The sequence below is a fragment of the Rhodohalobacter sp. 614A genome (assembly GCF_021462415.1).
GTDB lineage: Bacteria > Bacteroidota > Rhodothermia > Balneolales > Balneolaceae > Rhodohalobacter.
Genome location: NZ_JAKEDS010000002.1, coordinates 618,342 through 632,886 on the forward strand (window position 1 = coordinate 618,342; position 14,545 = coordinate 632,886).

Below are 14,545 nucleotides of genomic sequence, written 5' to 3' on the forward strand. Positions count from 1 at the left end.
ATGATATTTTCTTAATTACGAACGGTTATAATTGCAGGAAATTGAATAGAAAAAGTATAAAGACTATTTTTACGTCTTTATACGTCGTCGTAATCAAACCCTTCGTCTTCTTCGCCGTGAAAGAAATCTTCTTTACGGATGTAATCGGGCCAAATATCTTCAATTCCTTCATAAATTGTTTCTTCACCTTCTTCGATTTCATCGAGCTCGTAAAGGTTATTAATGGCTTGCTGCGGGAGTCCGTTTCTCTCAGCCCATTCGATCAATTCTTCTCTTGTGGCTGGGAAGGGTGCTTCATCAAGTGCAGCAGCTAATTCAACTGTCCAAATCATAATAAAATATTTTTAATCTTAATCTGTTAATGCAAATATATTTCGAATAGCTATAAAAGAGTTGTGAGGAAGAAATGCAAATAAAATTCGAATAAAATTTAAAACATTTTTTCGGACACTTCTAATAGGTAAGGCAAATATTTTTTATCTTTGCCCTAGTTACATTATAACAATTCAAATTAATGAGGATTATTGTATGAGTATGCCAGGCGGTTTTGAAATGGTGATCATTGTTCTTGTGATCTTACTCCTGTTCGGCGCAAAGCGGATTCCAGAGCTTGCACGCGGAATTGGTCAAGGTATTAATGAATTTCGAAAAGCTTCCGATGATATCAAGAAAGAAATTGATAAAGGGAAGCAAGATGTCTCGAATTCCACCAAATACACTGAAAAAGAACAAGAACAAGTAGAAAAAAATTAACATTTCTCAATGAATACTCTGCTCTCCGTTCAAGAGCAACTACAATCAGGCAAACGAAAGATTACCGATATCTGCGAAGAATATCTCCAGGAAATTGGTAAATCTAACACGGAGGTAAATGCCTTCGTTCATGTAAATGAAGATGATGTTCGAAAACAGGCATCGGAAGTACAGCAAAAAATAAAGGCCGGTACGGCTGGAAAGCTTGCCGGCATGGTAGTTGGTGTTAAAGATGTTATCTGCGAAAAAGGCAAAAAAGTGACTTGCGCCAGTCATATCCTTCACAATTTTGAAAGCGTTTATGATGCCACTGTCATAAAGAAATTGAAGAAGGAAGATGCCATTCTGATCGGGCGTACCAATATGGATGAATTCGCAATGGGTTCATCAACCGAAAATTCCATTTACGGTCCTTCAAAGAATCCAGTAAATACGGATTATGTTGTGGGAGGGTCGAGTGGAGGAAGTGCCGCTGCAGTGGCCGCCAATATGTGTGATACAGCACTCGGCTCTGATACCGGTGGTTCAATCCGCCAGCCTGCATCGTATTGCGGTGTAGTTGGCTTGAAACCTACTTACAGCCGCGTTTCCAGATATGGCCTTGTAGCTTATGCTTCTTCCTTTGACTGTATTGGTCCATTTGCAAAAAATGTAACGGATGCTGCTCTTCTTCTCGAACAGTTAGCCGGTGATGATCCGATGGATAATTCTTCTTCTGATAAGCCGGTGGAGAATTATTCAAAAGCAATTGAGGATTCATCCGGAAAATTGAAAATCGGTGTTCCCAAAGAATATTTTGGCGAAGGTTTGGATGATGAAATCCGGGAAGGAATTGAGTCACGCCTCAAAGATCTTGAAAAAGATGGGGCTGAATTGGTTCCTGTAACACTTCCTCATATGAAATACGGCATAGCCACATATTATATTTTGGCTACGGCTGAAGCGTCAAGCAATCTTGCCCGGTATGATGGTATTCGATATGGCCATCGCGCCGATTTCGAGAAAGTGGAGGAAGAACTCGCGAAAGAACGCAAAGAATTAAAAAAGGCAGCTGAGAACGCCTCGGCTTTTGAAACAGCCAATATCGATTCGCCATTGATCCGTCTCTATAAAAAATCCCGAACAGAAGGATTTGGTACAGAAGTGAAGCGGAGAATTATTCTCGGTACTTATGTTTTAAGTGCGGGGTATTATGATGCGTATTATGGCAAAGCTCAAAAAGTCCGTCGGCTGATTAAACAGGATTTCCTGGATGCTTTCAATAAAGTAGATGTCATTGTTTCTCCAACGGCGCCGACAACGGCTTTTAAACTTGGCGAAAATCAAGATGATCCTCTTCAAATGTATCTGAATGACGTGTATACGATTTCAGCGAACTTAGCCGGAATTTGCGGAATTAGTGTCCCGGCCGGAACTCATTCAAACGGACTTCCTTATGGAATTCAGTTTATGGGAAATACCTTCCGCGAAGTAGATATTCTTAGAGCCGCAAAGCAACTCGAGTCATTGTAAACCACGGTTTGATGAACCGATTGAAGGACAAATGGATTCTGATTACCGGGGCCACCTCCGGAATCGGGAAAGCTTCGGCTGAAGTATTTGCTGAATCCGGAGCGAACCTGATCCTAACTGGCCGTCGTGAAGAACGTTTGAAAACCGTTCAAAAAGACCTCCGGGAAAAACACTCCATCGATGTTCAAATCTTTTCTTTTGATGTGAGAGACCGTGAGGCCTGCAAAAAATGTGTCGATTCTATTTCTCAACCTATCGACATTCTTTTAAATAATGCAGGCTTGGCTTCGGGAAAGGATTCCATAGATGAAGCCGATTTTGAAGACTGGGACAAAATGATCGATACGAATATCAAAGGCCTTCTTTCTATGACCCGATTTGTTTCAGAGAGAATGAAGGAAAGAAATGAAGGCCATATTATTAATATTGGATCGATTTCCGGCCATGAAGCCTATCCGGGAGGCTCTGTATACTGCGGAACCAAACACGCTGTAAAAGCTATCACACAGGCCACAAAAATGGATTTAACGGGCACTAATATTCGGGTAAGTGCAGTATCGCCGGGCTTGGTTGATACAGAATTCAGTGAAGTTCGTTTTCATGGCGATAAAGAACAGGCGAAAGAGGTCTATAAAAATATGAAACCTCTCACCGGCAGGGATATCGCAGAGATTATCTATTTTGTGGCGAACCGCCCGGCTCATGTTAATATCTTGGATACGATTGTTTTTCCGGTTCATCAATCCTCTGCAACAATTGTAGCAAGATCCGGATAGCTTTCTTATGAGCGAGAGAAAATCTTATCTTGAATGAATCTCTTGTGTTTTGTCCATATGTGAAGCGCCTACTCTCTATCTTCATCAGTTTGTATATTCCTCAAAAAACCAACAATGGTGAAACTTCGATTTTTACTTGTATTCATACTTCTGACTCTGATCATCGGTTGCAATTCCGAACCTAATCTCAAATTCCAGAAACAGGGCAGAGAAGTCCCTGAATTTTCGGCTGATCATGCCTATCAATATGTTGAAGATCAGGTAGCATTCGGCCCCCGGGTACCAAATTCGGAGGCACACAGAGAGACCGTCCAATATCTGCGCAATCATTTTTTAGAAACTGCGGGAAAACAATCCGTATACGTTCAATCTTTTGAAACGGAAGTATATGGTGATTCTTTACAACTCTACAATATCCTGGCGGCATTTGGACCTGAAAAGCAGGATCGAATTTTGCTAGCTGCACATTGGGATTCCCGTCCCAGGTCTGATGAAGAAGACGATCCGGAAAAACGTAATCAGCCGATTTTGGGAGCAGATGACGGAGCCAGCGGAGTAGCTGTTTTGATGGAACTCGCAACGATCTTTTCCGAGTATGAACTCCCGATCGGTGTTGATATTATTCTATTTGACGGTGAAGACTATGGAGAAAAGTCGGATTTGGAGAATTACTTTTTGGGATCGAGATATTGGGGGAATAATCCTCCGGTTGCCGGCTATAATCCCCGATTTGGGATTCTTCTTGATATGGTTGGAGGACAAAATGCTCAGTTTCTTAAGGAGGGTTATTCGATGGACGTAGCACCGAATTTAGTGGATGAAATTTGGGTAATTGGACAGGAATTTGGCTACGGAGATTTATTTGTGAATGAGATGGGACAGCGAATCGCGGACGACCATTATATTGTTGAAAGACTAACGGGAATCCCAATGGTGAATATTATCCATCACCGGATATCTCCAACCGGAGTACTTGAATTTCCGCCTTATTGGCATACGCAAAATGATACTATGGACATCATCGATCAAAATACCTTACAGGCAGTTGGAGATGTCCTTTTAGAATTGATTTATAACCGAATTCCATAATGAATTACTTAAGAGTAGAGTTTGAATTGTCACCCGACCTGCATGAATTTTTCATCGCTGAGTTAATGGATCTTGATTTCTATGGATTCGAACAGTTTGATGACAAGCTTGTAGCTTATATCGACAAACAGCGATTCAATGATTCAAACAGAGAATATTTAGAGCAATTGATTTCAGCTTATTCTGGCGATTCATTCTTGGAATTCGAAGAGATTCCCGATCAAAACTGGAATGAGGCGTGGGAACAGACGATTCAACCGCAACGAATCGGGGCGCTTTTGGTAAAACCGACTTGGTCTACAGAAGCGCCGTCAGATGGAGAAATTCTGTTAGAAATCGATCCGAAGATGTCTTTTGGAACCGGGTATCATGCAACCACCCGGCTGATGTTGAGACAGATACAGGAAATCAATCTCAAAGGAAAAAGAGTTTTGGATGCCGGAACAGGAACCGGAATTCTGGCGATTGCCGCAGTAAAACTTGGAGCAAAAAAAACGGTCGGGTTCGACAACGATCCGTGGAGCCGTGATAATGCACGTGAAAATACGCTACTTAACCAGGTTGATGAGTCTGTGGAAATCCGGTTTGGCGGCATTGAAACTGTGGATGAACTCGAGATTTTTGATGTAACGCTCGCCAATATCAACCGAAATGTACTTCTTGAAATCCTGCCGACTCTTGTCAACCACACCAGGGAAGGAGGCATCATCTGTCTGTCCGGACTTCTTGACAAAGATGAAGATGTCATGCGCGATAAGGTTCAGACATTGTCCGTTCAGATCACCGCTATCGAACAGGAAGATGAATGGATTTTGATGCAAATCTTAAAGAACGAAGTGAAGGAATGATTTCAGCTTCTATTGATATCGGCACAAATACAGTTCTTTTACTGGTTGCAGAGATTAGTGATGGAAAGATTTACCCACTTGAAGAAAAACAGCGAATTCCGCGGTTGGGAAAAGGAGTGGATAAAGCGAAGAATCTTCATCCTGATAGTATTCAACGTGTTTTAAATTATCTGAAGGAATACAAGAATTATTTGGACGACAATTATCCGGGAGTTTCCTCTCAGACAATTGTTGCCGCTACCAGTGCTGTTCGAGACGCCTCTAATCGGGATGATTTTATGGAAGCCGTAGAAAAAGAAACAGGGTGGGAAATTCGTCTCCTGAGTGGTTCTGAAGAAGCCGAGACAACCTATAAAGGTGCATTATCGGTTTTAGAAGATCGATCAGAGAAAGGAAACCTGATTCTTGATATTGGGGGAGGAAGCTCTGAATTGGCTTTTGGCAAGGGATACGATTTAAAAAGTGCCGTTTCTATTGATATGGGAAGCGTACGGTTTACAGAACGTTTTTTTGAGAATGATCCGCCGACATCACAACAGATTCATCAGGCACAATCTGAAATCCGTAGTTTGTTGACTGATCAGGAAATACCCGCAGGGGAATTTGATTTGATCGGTGTTGCGGGTACGATCACCTCTATTGCGGGCATTGAACTGGGATTAGATGATTATGACGTTGACCGGTTAAATCAATTTCCACTAAAAAAAGTAGCTGTCGAGAAGTTTATTGAAGAATTCTCAAAAACATCTTCAAAAGAAATTGAAAAGAAATACCCGAGATTTTTAAAGGGCAGGGGAGAAGTCGTTTTAGCCGGGATTTTGATTCTCAATGAAGTAATGCAATGGTGCGGCAGGGATTCAATTATTACTTCAACCGGCGGTATTCGGCATGGAATATTGCTTGCCTGATATGCAGGTAATCAATAAAAAAACCCTGAAGACTTTAAAATCTATCAGGGTTTGAAATCTGTTTATCTAAATATGTTTTATTTAGTTAATCGGTACTCGAACACCAGCGGCCAGTGAGAATTGATCAAAACCACTCAGGAAAATTCGAGGTTCAGCATATAACTTTACGGATCCGAGATTGTATTCAAGTCCGGCACCAACACCAAGACCTAATTCTGTTTCAGAAGAGTCAACAGACCCAAAAAATTCAGAATCTGGTCCGTCATAATTAACTTTGCCATAATGAATACCCAGAGTTCCAAGAGCATAAATAATCATGTCATTTTCGTTGTAGAAAATGTAGTTGTAGTTAGCATTGATTTCTAGAAAAGTGTATGAAAGCTCATAGCCGCCACCAAAGTCGTCAGAGCCCATAAGCCAGTAAATGATATCAGCTCCAAGTCTCATATCTTCATTTAAAATATAAGTTCCACTTGCTTGGATACCAAGATTTTCAAGATCTGTACCATACGCGAGACCACCGCCGATTGAAATATCGCCTACTTCCTGAGCGTATAGGTTAGTGTTTGACAAGAATGCCAAACCGATTACGAGTGTACCGACTGTAAGTAACTTTTTCATTTTTATTTAGTTGTAAGTTTGAGATTAATTTTAGGTTATTATGATAGTAGTTTTGCAATTTAGCTGTATATGCGAAATACATCGATGAGTTGTGTCATATTTTTGCAAAAAATTCTCTCCTTCTTAAGGTAAGATTCGAAAGTTTATAAATATGCTTTCTTCGAATTTTTTACAGCCCAAATCTACGCAGAAAAACAAATATTTTAAATGGGAATTCTTACCCCTCCGGTCAGAACCAATTGATGGGCAGAACTCAATGCATATTTTCCTTCAATAAATCCCAAAACCGATCCCAATGAAAGTTCATAACCTGCTCCAATATTCAGGCCTATATAAAGTTGTTCTGTACTGTCTCCACTGGGTAGCCGGATATCGTCGTGATCAGAAAATAATTTCGCGAAATTTAAACCGCCTAAAAAATAAAATTTCATGCCTTCCTGATTTATAAAAAGGTAATGGCCGTTCGTATTCACTTCCAGCCAGGTAAATTCAAGCCCATGAGAATCATTGCCGGGGAAATGATAGATTGCATCAGCACTGACACGGAATTCACTATTTATTGTATACAATCCGCCAGCCTGGATGGCCAAAGATTGAATTTTGGAGCCATATCCAAAACCACCTTCAAGGAAAATATCACCTTCTACATCTTGAGCGGTAGCTGTTAAACTAATTCCGAATGAAATGAAGGCTAAAACAAAAATAAAAGGTAGATTTTTCATATTCCTCTCGTGTATTTGGTTTAATTTGCAGGTTACGATATTTTGCAGCACAAGTAAATTGTTTTTTTCCTTCAGAAATATTTTCTGATAAATTATTTTAAAGATCTGTACTTAAAAAATTGATTGAATGAGCGGTTCCGAAAATTCTACAGATATAAACCTGGTTCGGGAAAATGCCTCCTCGAGCAGCCTGGAAGATGATAAATTTGTAAAACAAGCCATAAAGGGCAATCAGGATGCCTATAAACAGTTAATGGATAAATACCAGAAACCGCTTTATTTCCATGTTCTGAAAATGGTGCGTAATCATGAACAGGTAGAAGACCTTGTTCAGGAGGCTTTCATGAAAGCTTTTAACAACCTGAGCTCTTACAATACAAATTATGCCTTTTCTACCTGGCTCTATCGAATTACTACCAATCACACGATTGATTATCTTCGCAAGAAAAAACTGAATACAACTTCCATAAACGAACCCGTAAAAACAAGGGATGGCGAAATGGAAATACAAATCAGCGATGAGGCGGAGACGGATCGCAATATCATTCGCAAAGAGAGAAAAGAGATTATCCATACGGCCATCAACAATTTGCCCAAGAAATACAGGAAAGTAATTGAGATGAGACACTTGCAGGAACTCAGTTACCAGGAAATTGCCGAACAGCTTGATTTACCACTCGGTACGGTAAAAGCTCACATCTTTCGGGCAAGAGAAATGCTTTACAAGGAGTTAAAAGATAAGCGAGAGAAGTTTTAAGGGTAAAACCCATTCGTTCCTTTTGGGAGATTCCAGGTCAGGACATTTGTACTAATGGAACAAAAAAACAGGTTTCTGGTTTTCTTCAAAAGGAATCCATGATGATACACTTCTCTCAGGTCTTTTTTTGAATGATATAAGTGTTGAGAAAAGTGGCACTTTTTCAACAAAATTACGCTTTGGATACGCAGGAGAAGCGCGATGTAGATTATCTGCAGATACCGGTATGATAATTTTAAACATTAAATCAAAACTTCAAATACATATAGCATGAAAACTTCTTACAAACTTTTAGTACTTGCATTTCTATCCTTTTGGTTGATTTTAGGATTAAATGCTTGCAGTGATGATTCAACCGGAGCCGATGATGAAGAAAGTTGTAACATCTCGCTACCGTCTGAATTTGCTCCTGTTACAGTTGATGTTTCATACTTCGATTCTCAAACGGAACCTGAAGCGGATGAAGCTCAATTCCAAACTTATTTCCAGGTCGAGCAAACTGCCAGACAAGCTAATTTGAGCTTTGGCGGTTCAGCTGTCTTTATTCTTGCTCCTCAACTAATAACTTTTGCTAAATTCACTGGTGTATCTCCGGAATTTGAGAATGGTTCTTGTGTTTGGACGATTTCTCCCCCGCCAAGTCAGACACAGGGCCTTGATCTCACAGTTACCGTGAGAGGTTCCTCTACTGCCGATGGCGTTAACTGGGAGATTATTTATGATGGTGATTTAACGGACGGAGGTTCAGTTCAGGACTATAAAATCTTAACAGGATTTACTTCCACTGATAATAGCAATGGGGAGTGGAATTATTATTTGCCTGAAAATCAGAGCTCTGAGGTTCTAACATATACCTGGAGTGTTGAAGCTGAAGAGGATTATGATCTTGGTGTTACGGCTAATCCTAATGAATTTGGCGTTGCAGCAATAGGCTACTCAAAGGGAGGTGTTCAAAACTCTCTTACAATTAATACTGGAGATGGTGAGATCGAGGCGTTTTGGGACGAAGATCTAGACTCAGGATGGATCGAACTTCCCGGAGAATCACGCCAATGCTATACTGCCTTCAGAAATGAAGCCTGTCCGTAAAGTAATCTTTCAATAATTTTTGAGGCTCTGTTGTAAATCAGCAGGGCTTTTTTTGTTTAAATACATTATCGTCTTAAAACACGATAATTAATGATTATCGTGTTTTAAGACGATAATTGAACCAAGGGAAAATATCGAGCAGATGAAGCCGATAGAGATTGAATGTAGAATAACTTTAAGAGAAGACGAGTAAATAGATAATTCTTTGGGGCAATTCAGGTTAGAGCGACTGGCTAATCGTGTTATCCGAATCTTTTTCAGCCGAATAACTTCTGGAAAATTGTTTATCTCGTTAAAAATTATATATTCTTAATTAATTATTTCTAAAAAGACTATAAATTACGAGAAGTTAAAGAAGTTTGTCAGTCAGGTCTGTTATAGTGTATAGATATAGCGAGTTTTGTTCTTTTTTGAGTAGCAATTGCTGATTGTAGTTTCTTATTAAAACTGTTCATTGACTATAGAGCAGTTCATTTATCTGGGTCAAATATTCCATATGAAGGAGTCTAAAAACGAGAATACTGCGAAAGGTCTGCTAACCTCCGATCAGATTATTGATTATGAGATTAAAGCGTTACTTGAAGCTGTTTTTTTAAAATATGGCTACGATTTTCGTGACTATTCAAAAGCCCATGTAAAGCGCCGCATTTTAAACCGAATGCAGCTTTCACACATCGAAAGTGTGAGTGTTTTGCAGCATCGGGTGTTACGTGAAGAAGAATTGGCCAATCAACTCTTGCGGGATTTAAGCATCAATGTGACTGAAATGTTTCGCGACCCCGATTTTTACAAGATGGTAAGAGAGAAAGTAGTACCCATTTTAAAAACATGGTCGTTCATAAAAATCTGGCATGCAGGATGCAGTACCGGAGAGGAAGTTTATTCCATGGCAATCCTTTTAAAGGAAGAGAATTTGTATGATCGTTCCCAAATATATGCCACTGATTTTAACCAGTATTCATTAAAAAAAGCTGAGCAAGGAATTTTTTCATCTGAAAATATGAAAAAGTACGCCCGTAACTATCAGGCATCGGGCGCCAAAGGCGTGTTTTCAGATTATTACCATGCCAAGTATGATTCAGCCATCATGGATTCGTCCCTTAAAAAAAATGTGGTCTGGGCCAACCATAACCTTGTAACGGATAGTGATTTTGCCGAAACCCAAATCATTATTTGCAGAAATGTATTGATCTATTTCAACAATCAACTGCAAAACAGGGTGCATAAACTGTTCCATTCCAGTCTTGTAAATGGTGGGATATTATGTTTGGGGAGTAAAGAAAGTATTCAGTTTTCCGAATATGGCCAGTTTTTTGAACCGGTCAGCAAGAAGCAAAAAATTTTTAAGAAGAAATACAACGGATGAGCCGAGATCAAAAATACAAGGCGATTGTAATTGGCGCTTCTTCTGGCGGGATGGAAATAATTTCTATGCTGGTGAGATCACTTCCAGCTGATTTTTCGCTACCGATTCTTGTAGTTCTCCACGTGGCGGATACTTCTGATGGAAGTTGGGCTGGTCTTTTAAATGATCGGGTTCAGATAACCGTGAAAGAAGCAGATGAAAAAGAGCAAATCAGAGAGGGCACCGTTTATATTGCTCCGGCAAATTATCACCTGTTACTTGAGCCAGACTTAACACTGACTCTTACGGTAGACGAACGAGTGAATTATGCCCGTCCTGCAGTGGATGTATTATTTGAAACGGCGGCAGAATCCTGCAAAGATCAACTAATTGGCATTGTTTGTACGGGTGGAAATTCTGATGGAGCTTTGGGACTTCGCTACATCAAAAAAAAGGGTGGTGTAACAATTGTCCAGGATCCGGATACGGCTGATGTTGTGTCTATGCCTTTATCGGCTATCAAAGCAGCTGATCCGGACTACATTCTGTCACCTGAGGAAATTCTTGATTTTTTATTAACCACACATTCTAATCAACGCATTTATGAATTTGAGGATTGATACGCTGAGGAAGAAAATTGGACTCGGCTTCGGTTTGTTAACAATCGTACTGGCGATTGCAGTCTTTATTACTATTTACTTGATTCAGGATATAAATAATATCTCTGATTTTATCAGGGATCAGCGATACTCATCAGCCCGTGCCGGCCTTGAATTATCAGATGGAATAAATGAAAGTATGGCCGATTTGAGAGGCTGGACAATTTTACAGAGAGATTCATTTAAAGTAGACCGGGAAGAGACATGGGAAAATGAGATACGGCCAAATATAAACAGATTGCAAGAAATATCTGAAGATTGGACAAACCCGGAAAATGTTGAACGCTTAGCTGAATTAGCGCCATTAATTTCCCGCCTCGAACAATTGCAGAATGAGGTGGAAGCTCTCGCCACAACGGATTTAGAACAAGCTACCAACATCTTAGACGGAGAATTGTTTGCTTTAAATGAACAAATCGAACGAGTTCTCGAAGCGCTGGTAGAAAATCATGAACGATTGCTGCAGCAGGATTTTGCTACAATCGATCAGGAAATCACACTGCTTAATAATATTGCGTGGCTGCTTTTAGCCGCTGGTGTGCTGATAGGTTTTGTCTTGGCTGTAATTATTACAAACTCTATTACCGCACCTTTATCGAAAGCTGTGGAAGTAGCCAAGAATATAGGTGATGGGGACCTGACGACTTCGGTTCCGGTGACAGGTTCCGGAGAGATGAGAAAACTGGGAGAAGCGCTGGTAAATATGCGTAATTCATTGAAGAAGACTCAGGAAGAAAATCAGCTTTATGATTGGTTTACCCGGGGACAAAATAAACTAAATAATGTAACGAGAGGGGATCAGGGAATTGAGGAGCTTGCCAATAAAATCATCAAATTTCTAACAACTTATGTAGTTGCAAGTATAGGGGCTTTGTACTTATTTAATGATGATAAAGAGCAACTGGAGCTGATCGGAAAGTACGCTTTCAGTACAGCAGGCGAAAAAAATTCATTTAAATTTGGTGAAGGGTTGATTGGTCAGGCAGCATCAAATAAACAGACAATTACGCTTACTGAAATAGATGAAAATTATATACGCATCAAGTCATCTATCACAGAAGCACCTCCCAAAAATATTTTGGCTATTCCGTTTATTATAGATAATAAGCCTTTGGGAGTTGTGGAAATTGGCAAGTTTGAAAGTTTCGCTCAAAAAGAGATCGAGTTTTTAGAATCGAGCATGGAGGACGTTGGCATTTCGATGTATTCTGCCATTGCCCGTAAGAAAATCCAGGAACTTCTCGAAGAGACTCAACTCCAGAGTGAAGAGCTCCAGCAGCAACAAGAAGAACTGGAACAAAACAATGAAGAGCTTGAAGAACAGGCACACAGCCTCAAAGAACAGCAAGAGGAATTGAGAGTAGCCAATGAAGAATTAGAAGAGCAAACTCAGGTTGTAGAACAGAAAAATCATGACCTGGAAAGAGCGAGAACAGAAATAGAATTAAAAGCTGAACAACTTGAAATCAGCAGTAAGTACAAGAGTGAGTTTTTGGCAAATATGAGCCATGAACTTCGTACACCGTTAAATAGCTTGTTGATTCTTGCAGGCGATCTCAAGAGAAACAAGAATGGGAACCTCAGCGAAGATGAATTAGAGAACGCAGAAGTAATAGAAAAAAGCGGCCGCGATTTGCTGGAACTGATTAATGAAATCCTCGATCTTTCTAAAATTGAGTCCGGTAAAATGGAACTGAATGTGAGCGAGGTAAACATAAATGAATTAGCCAATGACCTCTCCAGGAATTTCAAAAAACAGGCTGAAAAAAAAGGACTTAATCTCATCACCAATATTCATGAGAAAGTGCCAGAGGCCGTTTATACAGATCGCCAGCGCCTTGAGCAGATCCTGAAGAACTTGTTGTCGAACGCATTGAAATTTACGGCTAACGGTGAAATTAAAATCGATTTTACCAGGAATGCCGATGAGTTTATTTCTATTGCCGTAACCGATACGGGCATTGGTATTCCACAGGAGAAGCAGGATTTGATTTTTGAGGCTTTTCAACAGGCCGACGGAGGAACATCCCGGAAATATGGTGGAACCGGTTTGGGCCTTTCCATCTCCAGGGAGCTTGCAAAATTGCTGAGCGGGAAAATGACTCTCGAAAGTTCGGAAGGGAAGGGGGCAACGTTTACAGTTACAATTCCTTTGACACTCAAATCAGACGGAAACAAGACATCAGAAAAGACCGCTAAAGTAACTGTAAAATCCAACAATATCACTGTAAGAAATACCCGTTTTGTTGATTTCCCAACGATTGATGACAATCGGGAAGATATATCAGAATCAGATGATACCATTCTCATCATTGAGGATGATGCGAATTTTGCAAAAATTCTTGGAAAACAGGCAACGGAGAGAGGGTTCAAATTCATTTCTGCAGCCACCGGTGAGGATGGACTTATACTGGCAAATCAATATCAGCCAACGGCCATTATTTTGGACTTGAACTTACCCGGTATTGACGGGCATATGGTACTGCGCGAACTCAAAGGAAATCCAGATGTACGCCATATTCCGGTTCACATTATTTCTGCTGAAGAAAAATCCCTGGATTCTATTAAATCAGGTGCTGTTCAATATCTTACAAAACCGGTAACCGAAGATCAGCTTCAGGGCGCTTTCGGTCGCATTGAAGATTTTATCAACAGGAAAATGAAAAATCTTCTTGTGATAGAGGATAACGACACAATGCGCAAGTCGATTGTAAAATTAATCGGTAACGGAGATGTGAAATGTTTTGAGGCAGGAACGGCAGAAGAAGCTTTTCAGCAGTTAGAAAAAAACCGTATTGATTGCATTGTCCTGGATATCGGGTTGCCGGATATCAGTGGATTTGATCTCATCCAAAAACTTGAGGAGGATTACCAGGAAAAATTACCGCCCATTATTGTGTATACGGGGAAAGAGCTCACCAAAGAGGAAGTTGACAAATTACAGCAGTATGCTGAAACCATTATTGTAAAAGGGATAAAAAGTGAAGAACGTCTCCTGGATGAAACCGCCCTGTTCCTGCACAGAACTGTGAAAAATCTACCCCAAAACAAACAGGATATTATCACAAGTCTTTACGATAAAGAATCTGTGTTCAGGGATAAAAAGGTTTTGCTTGTGGATGACGATATGCGCAATGTATTTGCGCTTTCGAAAGTGCTGAAAGAGAAAGGCCTGGAAATCGACAAGGCAGAAAATGGCCGTGTAGCTCTGAAAAAATTAGATGAGGGTGTGGTGGATTTAGTCCTGATGGATATTATGATGCCCGAAATGGACGGTTATGAATGTATGAGACAGATTCGAAAGCAAAGCAAGTTTCGGGATTTGCCCATCATTGCTTTAACTGCAAAAGCCATGAAAACCGACAGGCAAAAATGTCTCGATGCCGGGGCGGATGACTATATCACAAAACCCGTTGATCTTGAACGGCTACTATCCCTGATGAGAATTTGGATTAAAAAATAATCG

General features: G+C 40.2%; 13 protein-coding genes and 2 pseudogenes. 12 read left to right on the forward strand and 3 right to left on the reverse strand.

The genetic code is table 11. The features are described 5' to 3' along the window. Positions 1-77 precede the first annotated feature (77 nt). Positions 78-332, reverse strand: a complete 255-nt coding sequence (locus tag L0B18_RS11395; RefSeq protein WP_234571903.1) for a DUF2795 domain-containing protein — start codon at positions 330-332, stop codon at positions 78-80. Between the two features lie 202 nt (positions 333-534). Here L0B18_RS11395 and L0B18_RS11400 point away from each other — a divergent pair, with 202 nt between their 5' ends. The 6 genes from L0B18_RS11400 (at position 535) to L0B18_RS11425 (ending at position 5,886) form a co-directional block, all read left to right on the forward strand. Next, positions 535-753: a Sec-independent protein translocase subunit TatA/TatB gene (locus L0B18_RS11400; RefSeq protein WP_234571904.1), complete on the forward strand. Its 219-nt coding sequence runs from the start codon at positions 535-537 to the stop codon at positions 751-753. Positions 754-762: 9 nt separating this feature from the next. Then, entirely contained in the window at positions 763-2,265 is a 1,503-nt protein-coding gene (locus L0B18_RS11405) for an amidase family protein (protein ID WP_234571905.1), read from the forward strand. An 11-nt stretch (positions 2,266-2,276) separates the two neighbouring features. Beyond that, on the forward strand, positions 2,277-3,041 hold the full coding sequence (locus tag L0B18_RS11410; protein ID WP_234571906.1) for an SDR family NAD(P)-dependent oxidoreductase: 765 nt from the start codon (positions 2,277-2,279) through the stop codon (positions 3,039-3,041). 114 nt (positions 3,042-3,155) lie between these two features. After that, complete coding sequence (locus L0B18_RS11415) at positions 3,156-4,130, forward strand: M28 family peptidase (RefSeq protein WP_234571907.1); 975 nt, start codon at positions 3,156-3,158, stop codon at positions 4,128-4,130. Then, positions 4,130-4,978, forward strand: coding sequence for a 50S ribosomal protein L11 methyltransferase (gene prmA, locus L0B18_RS11420; RefSeq protein WP_234571908.1), 849 nt, complete (start codon positions 4,130-4,132; stop codon positions 4,976-4,978). The genes L0B18_RS11415 and prmA overlap by 1 nt, the downstream gene beginning before the upstream one ends. Continuing rightward, entirely contained in the window at positions 4,936-5,886 is a 951-nt protein-coding gene (locus L0B18_RS11425) for a Ppx/GppA phosphatase family protein (protein WP_234571909.1), read from the forward strand. The genes prmA and L0B18_RS11425 overlap by 43 nt, the downstream gene beginning before the upstream one ends. Positions 5,887-5,967: 81 nt before the next feature. Here L0B18_RS11425 and L0B18_RS11430 read toward each other — a convergent pair whose 3' ends face one another. Further along, on the reverse strand, positions 5,968-6,507 hold the full coding sequence (locus L0B18_RS11430) for an outer membrane beta-barrel protein (RefSeq protein WP_234571910.1): 540 nt from the start codon (positions 6,505-6,507) through the stop codon (positions 5,968-5,970). Positions 6,508-6,710: 203 nt separating this feature from the next. Beyond that, positions 6,711-7,229, reverse strand: coding sequence for a hypothetical protein (locus L0B18_RS11435; RefSeq protein WP_234571911.1), 519 nt, complete (start codon positions 7,227-7,229; stop codon positions 6,711-6,713). Between the two features lie 127 nt (positions 7,230-7,356). On the opposite strand from L0B18_RS11435, the gene L0B18_RS11440 reads away from it, so the two are divergent. The 6 genes and pseudogenes from L0B18_RS11440 to L0B18_RS19975 form a co-directional block, all read left to right on the forward strand. Next, positions 7,357-7,986, forward strand: a complete 630-nt coding sequence (locus tag L0B18_RS11440; protein WP_234571912.1) for an RNA polymerase sigma factor — start codon at positions 7,357-7,359, stop codon at positions 7,984-7,986. Positions 7,987-8,256: 270 nt separating this feature from the next. Beyond that, complete coding sequence (locus tag L0B18_RS11445) at positions 8,257-9,075, forward strand: hypothetical protein (RefSeq protein WP_234571913.1); 819 nt, start codon at positions 8,257-8,259, stop codon at positions 9,073-9,075. Between the two features lie 496 nt (positions 9,076-9,571). Next, entirely contained in the window at positions 9,572-10,441 is an 870-nt protein-coding gene (locus tag L0B18_RS11450; protein ID WP_234571914.1) for a CheR family methyltransferase, read from the forward strand. Then, entirely contained in the window at positions 10,438-11,040 is a 603-nt protein-coding gene (locus L0B18_RS11455; protein ID WP_234571915.1) for a chemotaxis protein CheB, read from the forward strand. The genes L0B18_RS11450 and L0B18_RS11455 overlap by 4 nt, the downstream gene beginning before the upstream one ends. A gap of 178 nt (positions 11,041-11,218) precedes the next feature. Beyond that, a pseudogene (locus L0B18_RS19970) lies at positions 11,219-13,225 on the forward strand (ATP-binding protein); the annotation flags it as partial. Positions 13,226-13,321: 96 nt separating this feature from the next. Further along, positions 13,322-14,542 (forward strand): annotated as a pseudogene (locus tag L0B18_RS19975) (response regulator); the annotation flags it as partial. Positions 14,543-14,545 lie beyond the last annotated feature (3 nt).

Coding starts and splice junctions, on each gene's coding strand:
- L0B18_RS11395 (WP_234571903.1), bottom strand. CDS start 332: ATGATTTGGACAGTTGAATTAGCTGCTGCACTTGATGAAGCACCCTTC.
- L0B18_RS11400 (WP_234571904.1), top strand. CDS start 535: ATGCCAGGCGGTTTTGAAATGGTGATCATTGTTCTTGTGATCTTACTC.
- L0B18_RS11405 (WP_234571905.1), top strand. CDS start 763: ATGAATACTCTGCTCTCCGTTCAAGAGCAACTACAATCAGGCAAACGA.
- L0B18_RS11410 (WP_234571906.1), top strand. CDS start 2,277: ATGAACCGATTGAAGGACAAATGGATTCTGATTACCGGGGCCACCTCC.
- L0B18_RS11415 (WP_234571907.1), top strand. CDS start 3,156: ATGGTGAAACTTCGATTTTTACTTGTATTCATACTTCTGACTCTGATC.
- prmA (WP_234571908.1), top strand. CDS start 4,130: ATGAATTACTTAAGAGTAGAGTTTGAATTGTCACCCGACCTGCATGAA.
- L0B18_RS11425 (WP_234571909.1), top strand. CDS start 4,936: ATGGATTTTGATGCAAATCTTAAAGAACGAAGTGAAGGAATGATTTCA.
- L0B18_RS11430 (WP_234571910.1), bottom strand. CDS start 6,507: ATGAAAAAGTTACTTACAGTCGGTACACTCGTAATCGGTTTGGCATTC.
- L0B18_RS11435 (WP_234571911.1), bottom strand. CDS start 7,229: ATGAAAAATCTACCTTTTATTTTTGTTTTAGCCTTCATTTCATTCGGA.
- L0B18_RS11440 (WP_234571912.1), top strand. CDS start 7,357: ATGAGCGGTTCCGAAAATTCTACAGATATAAACCTGGTTCGGGAAAAT.
- L0B18_RS11445 (WP_234571913.1), top strand. CDS start 8,257: ATGAAAACTTCTTACAAACTTTTAGTACTTGCATTTCTATCCTTTTGG.
- L0B18_RS11450 (WP_234571914.1), top strand. CDS start 9,572: ATGAAGGAGTCTAAAAACGAGAATACTGCGAAAGGTCTGCTAACCTCC.
- L0B18_RS11455 (WP_234571915.1), top strand. CDS start 10,438: ATGAGCCGAGATCAAAAATACAAGGCGATTGTAATTGGCGCTTCTTCT.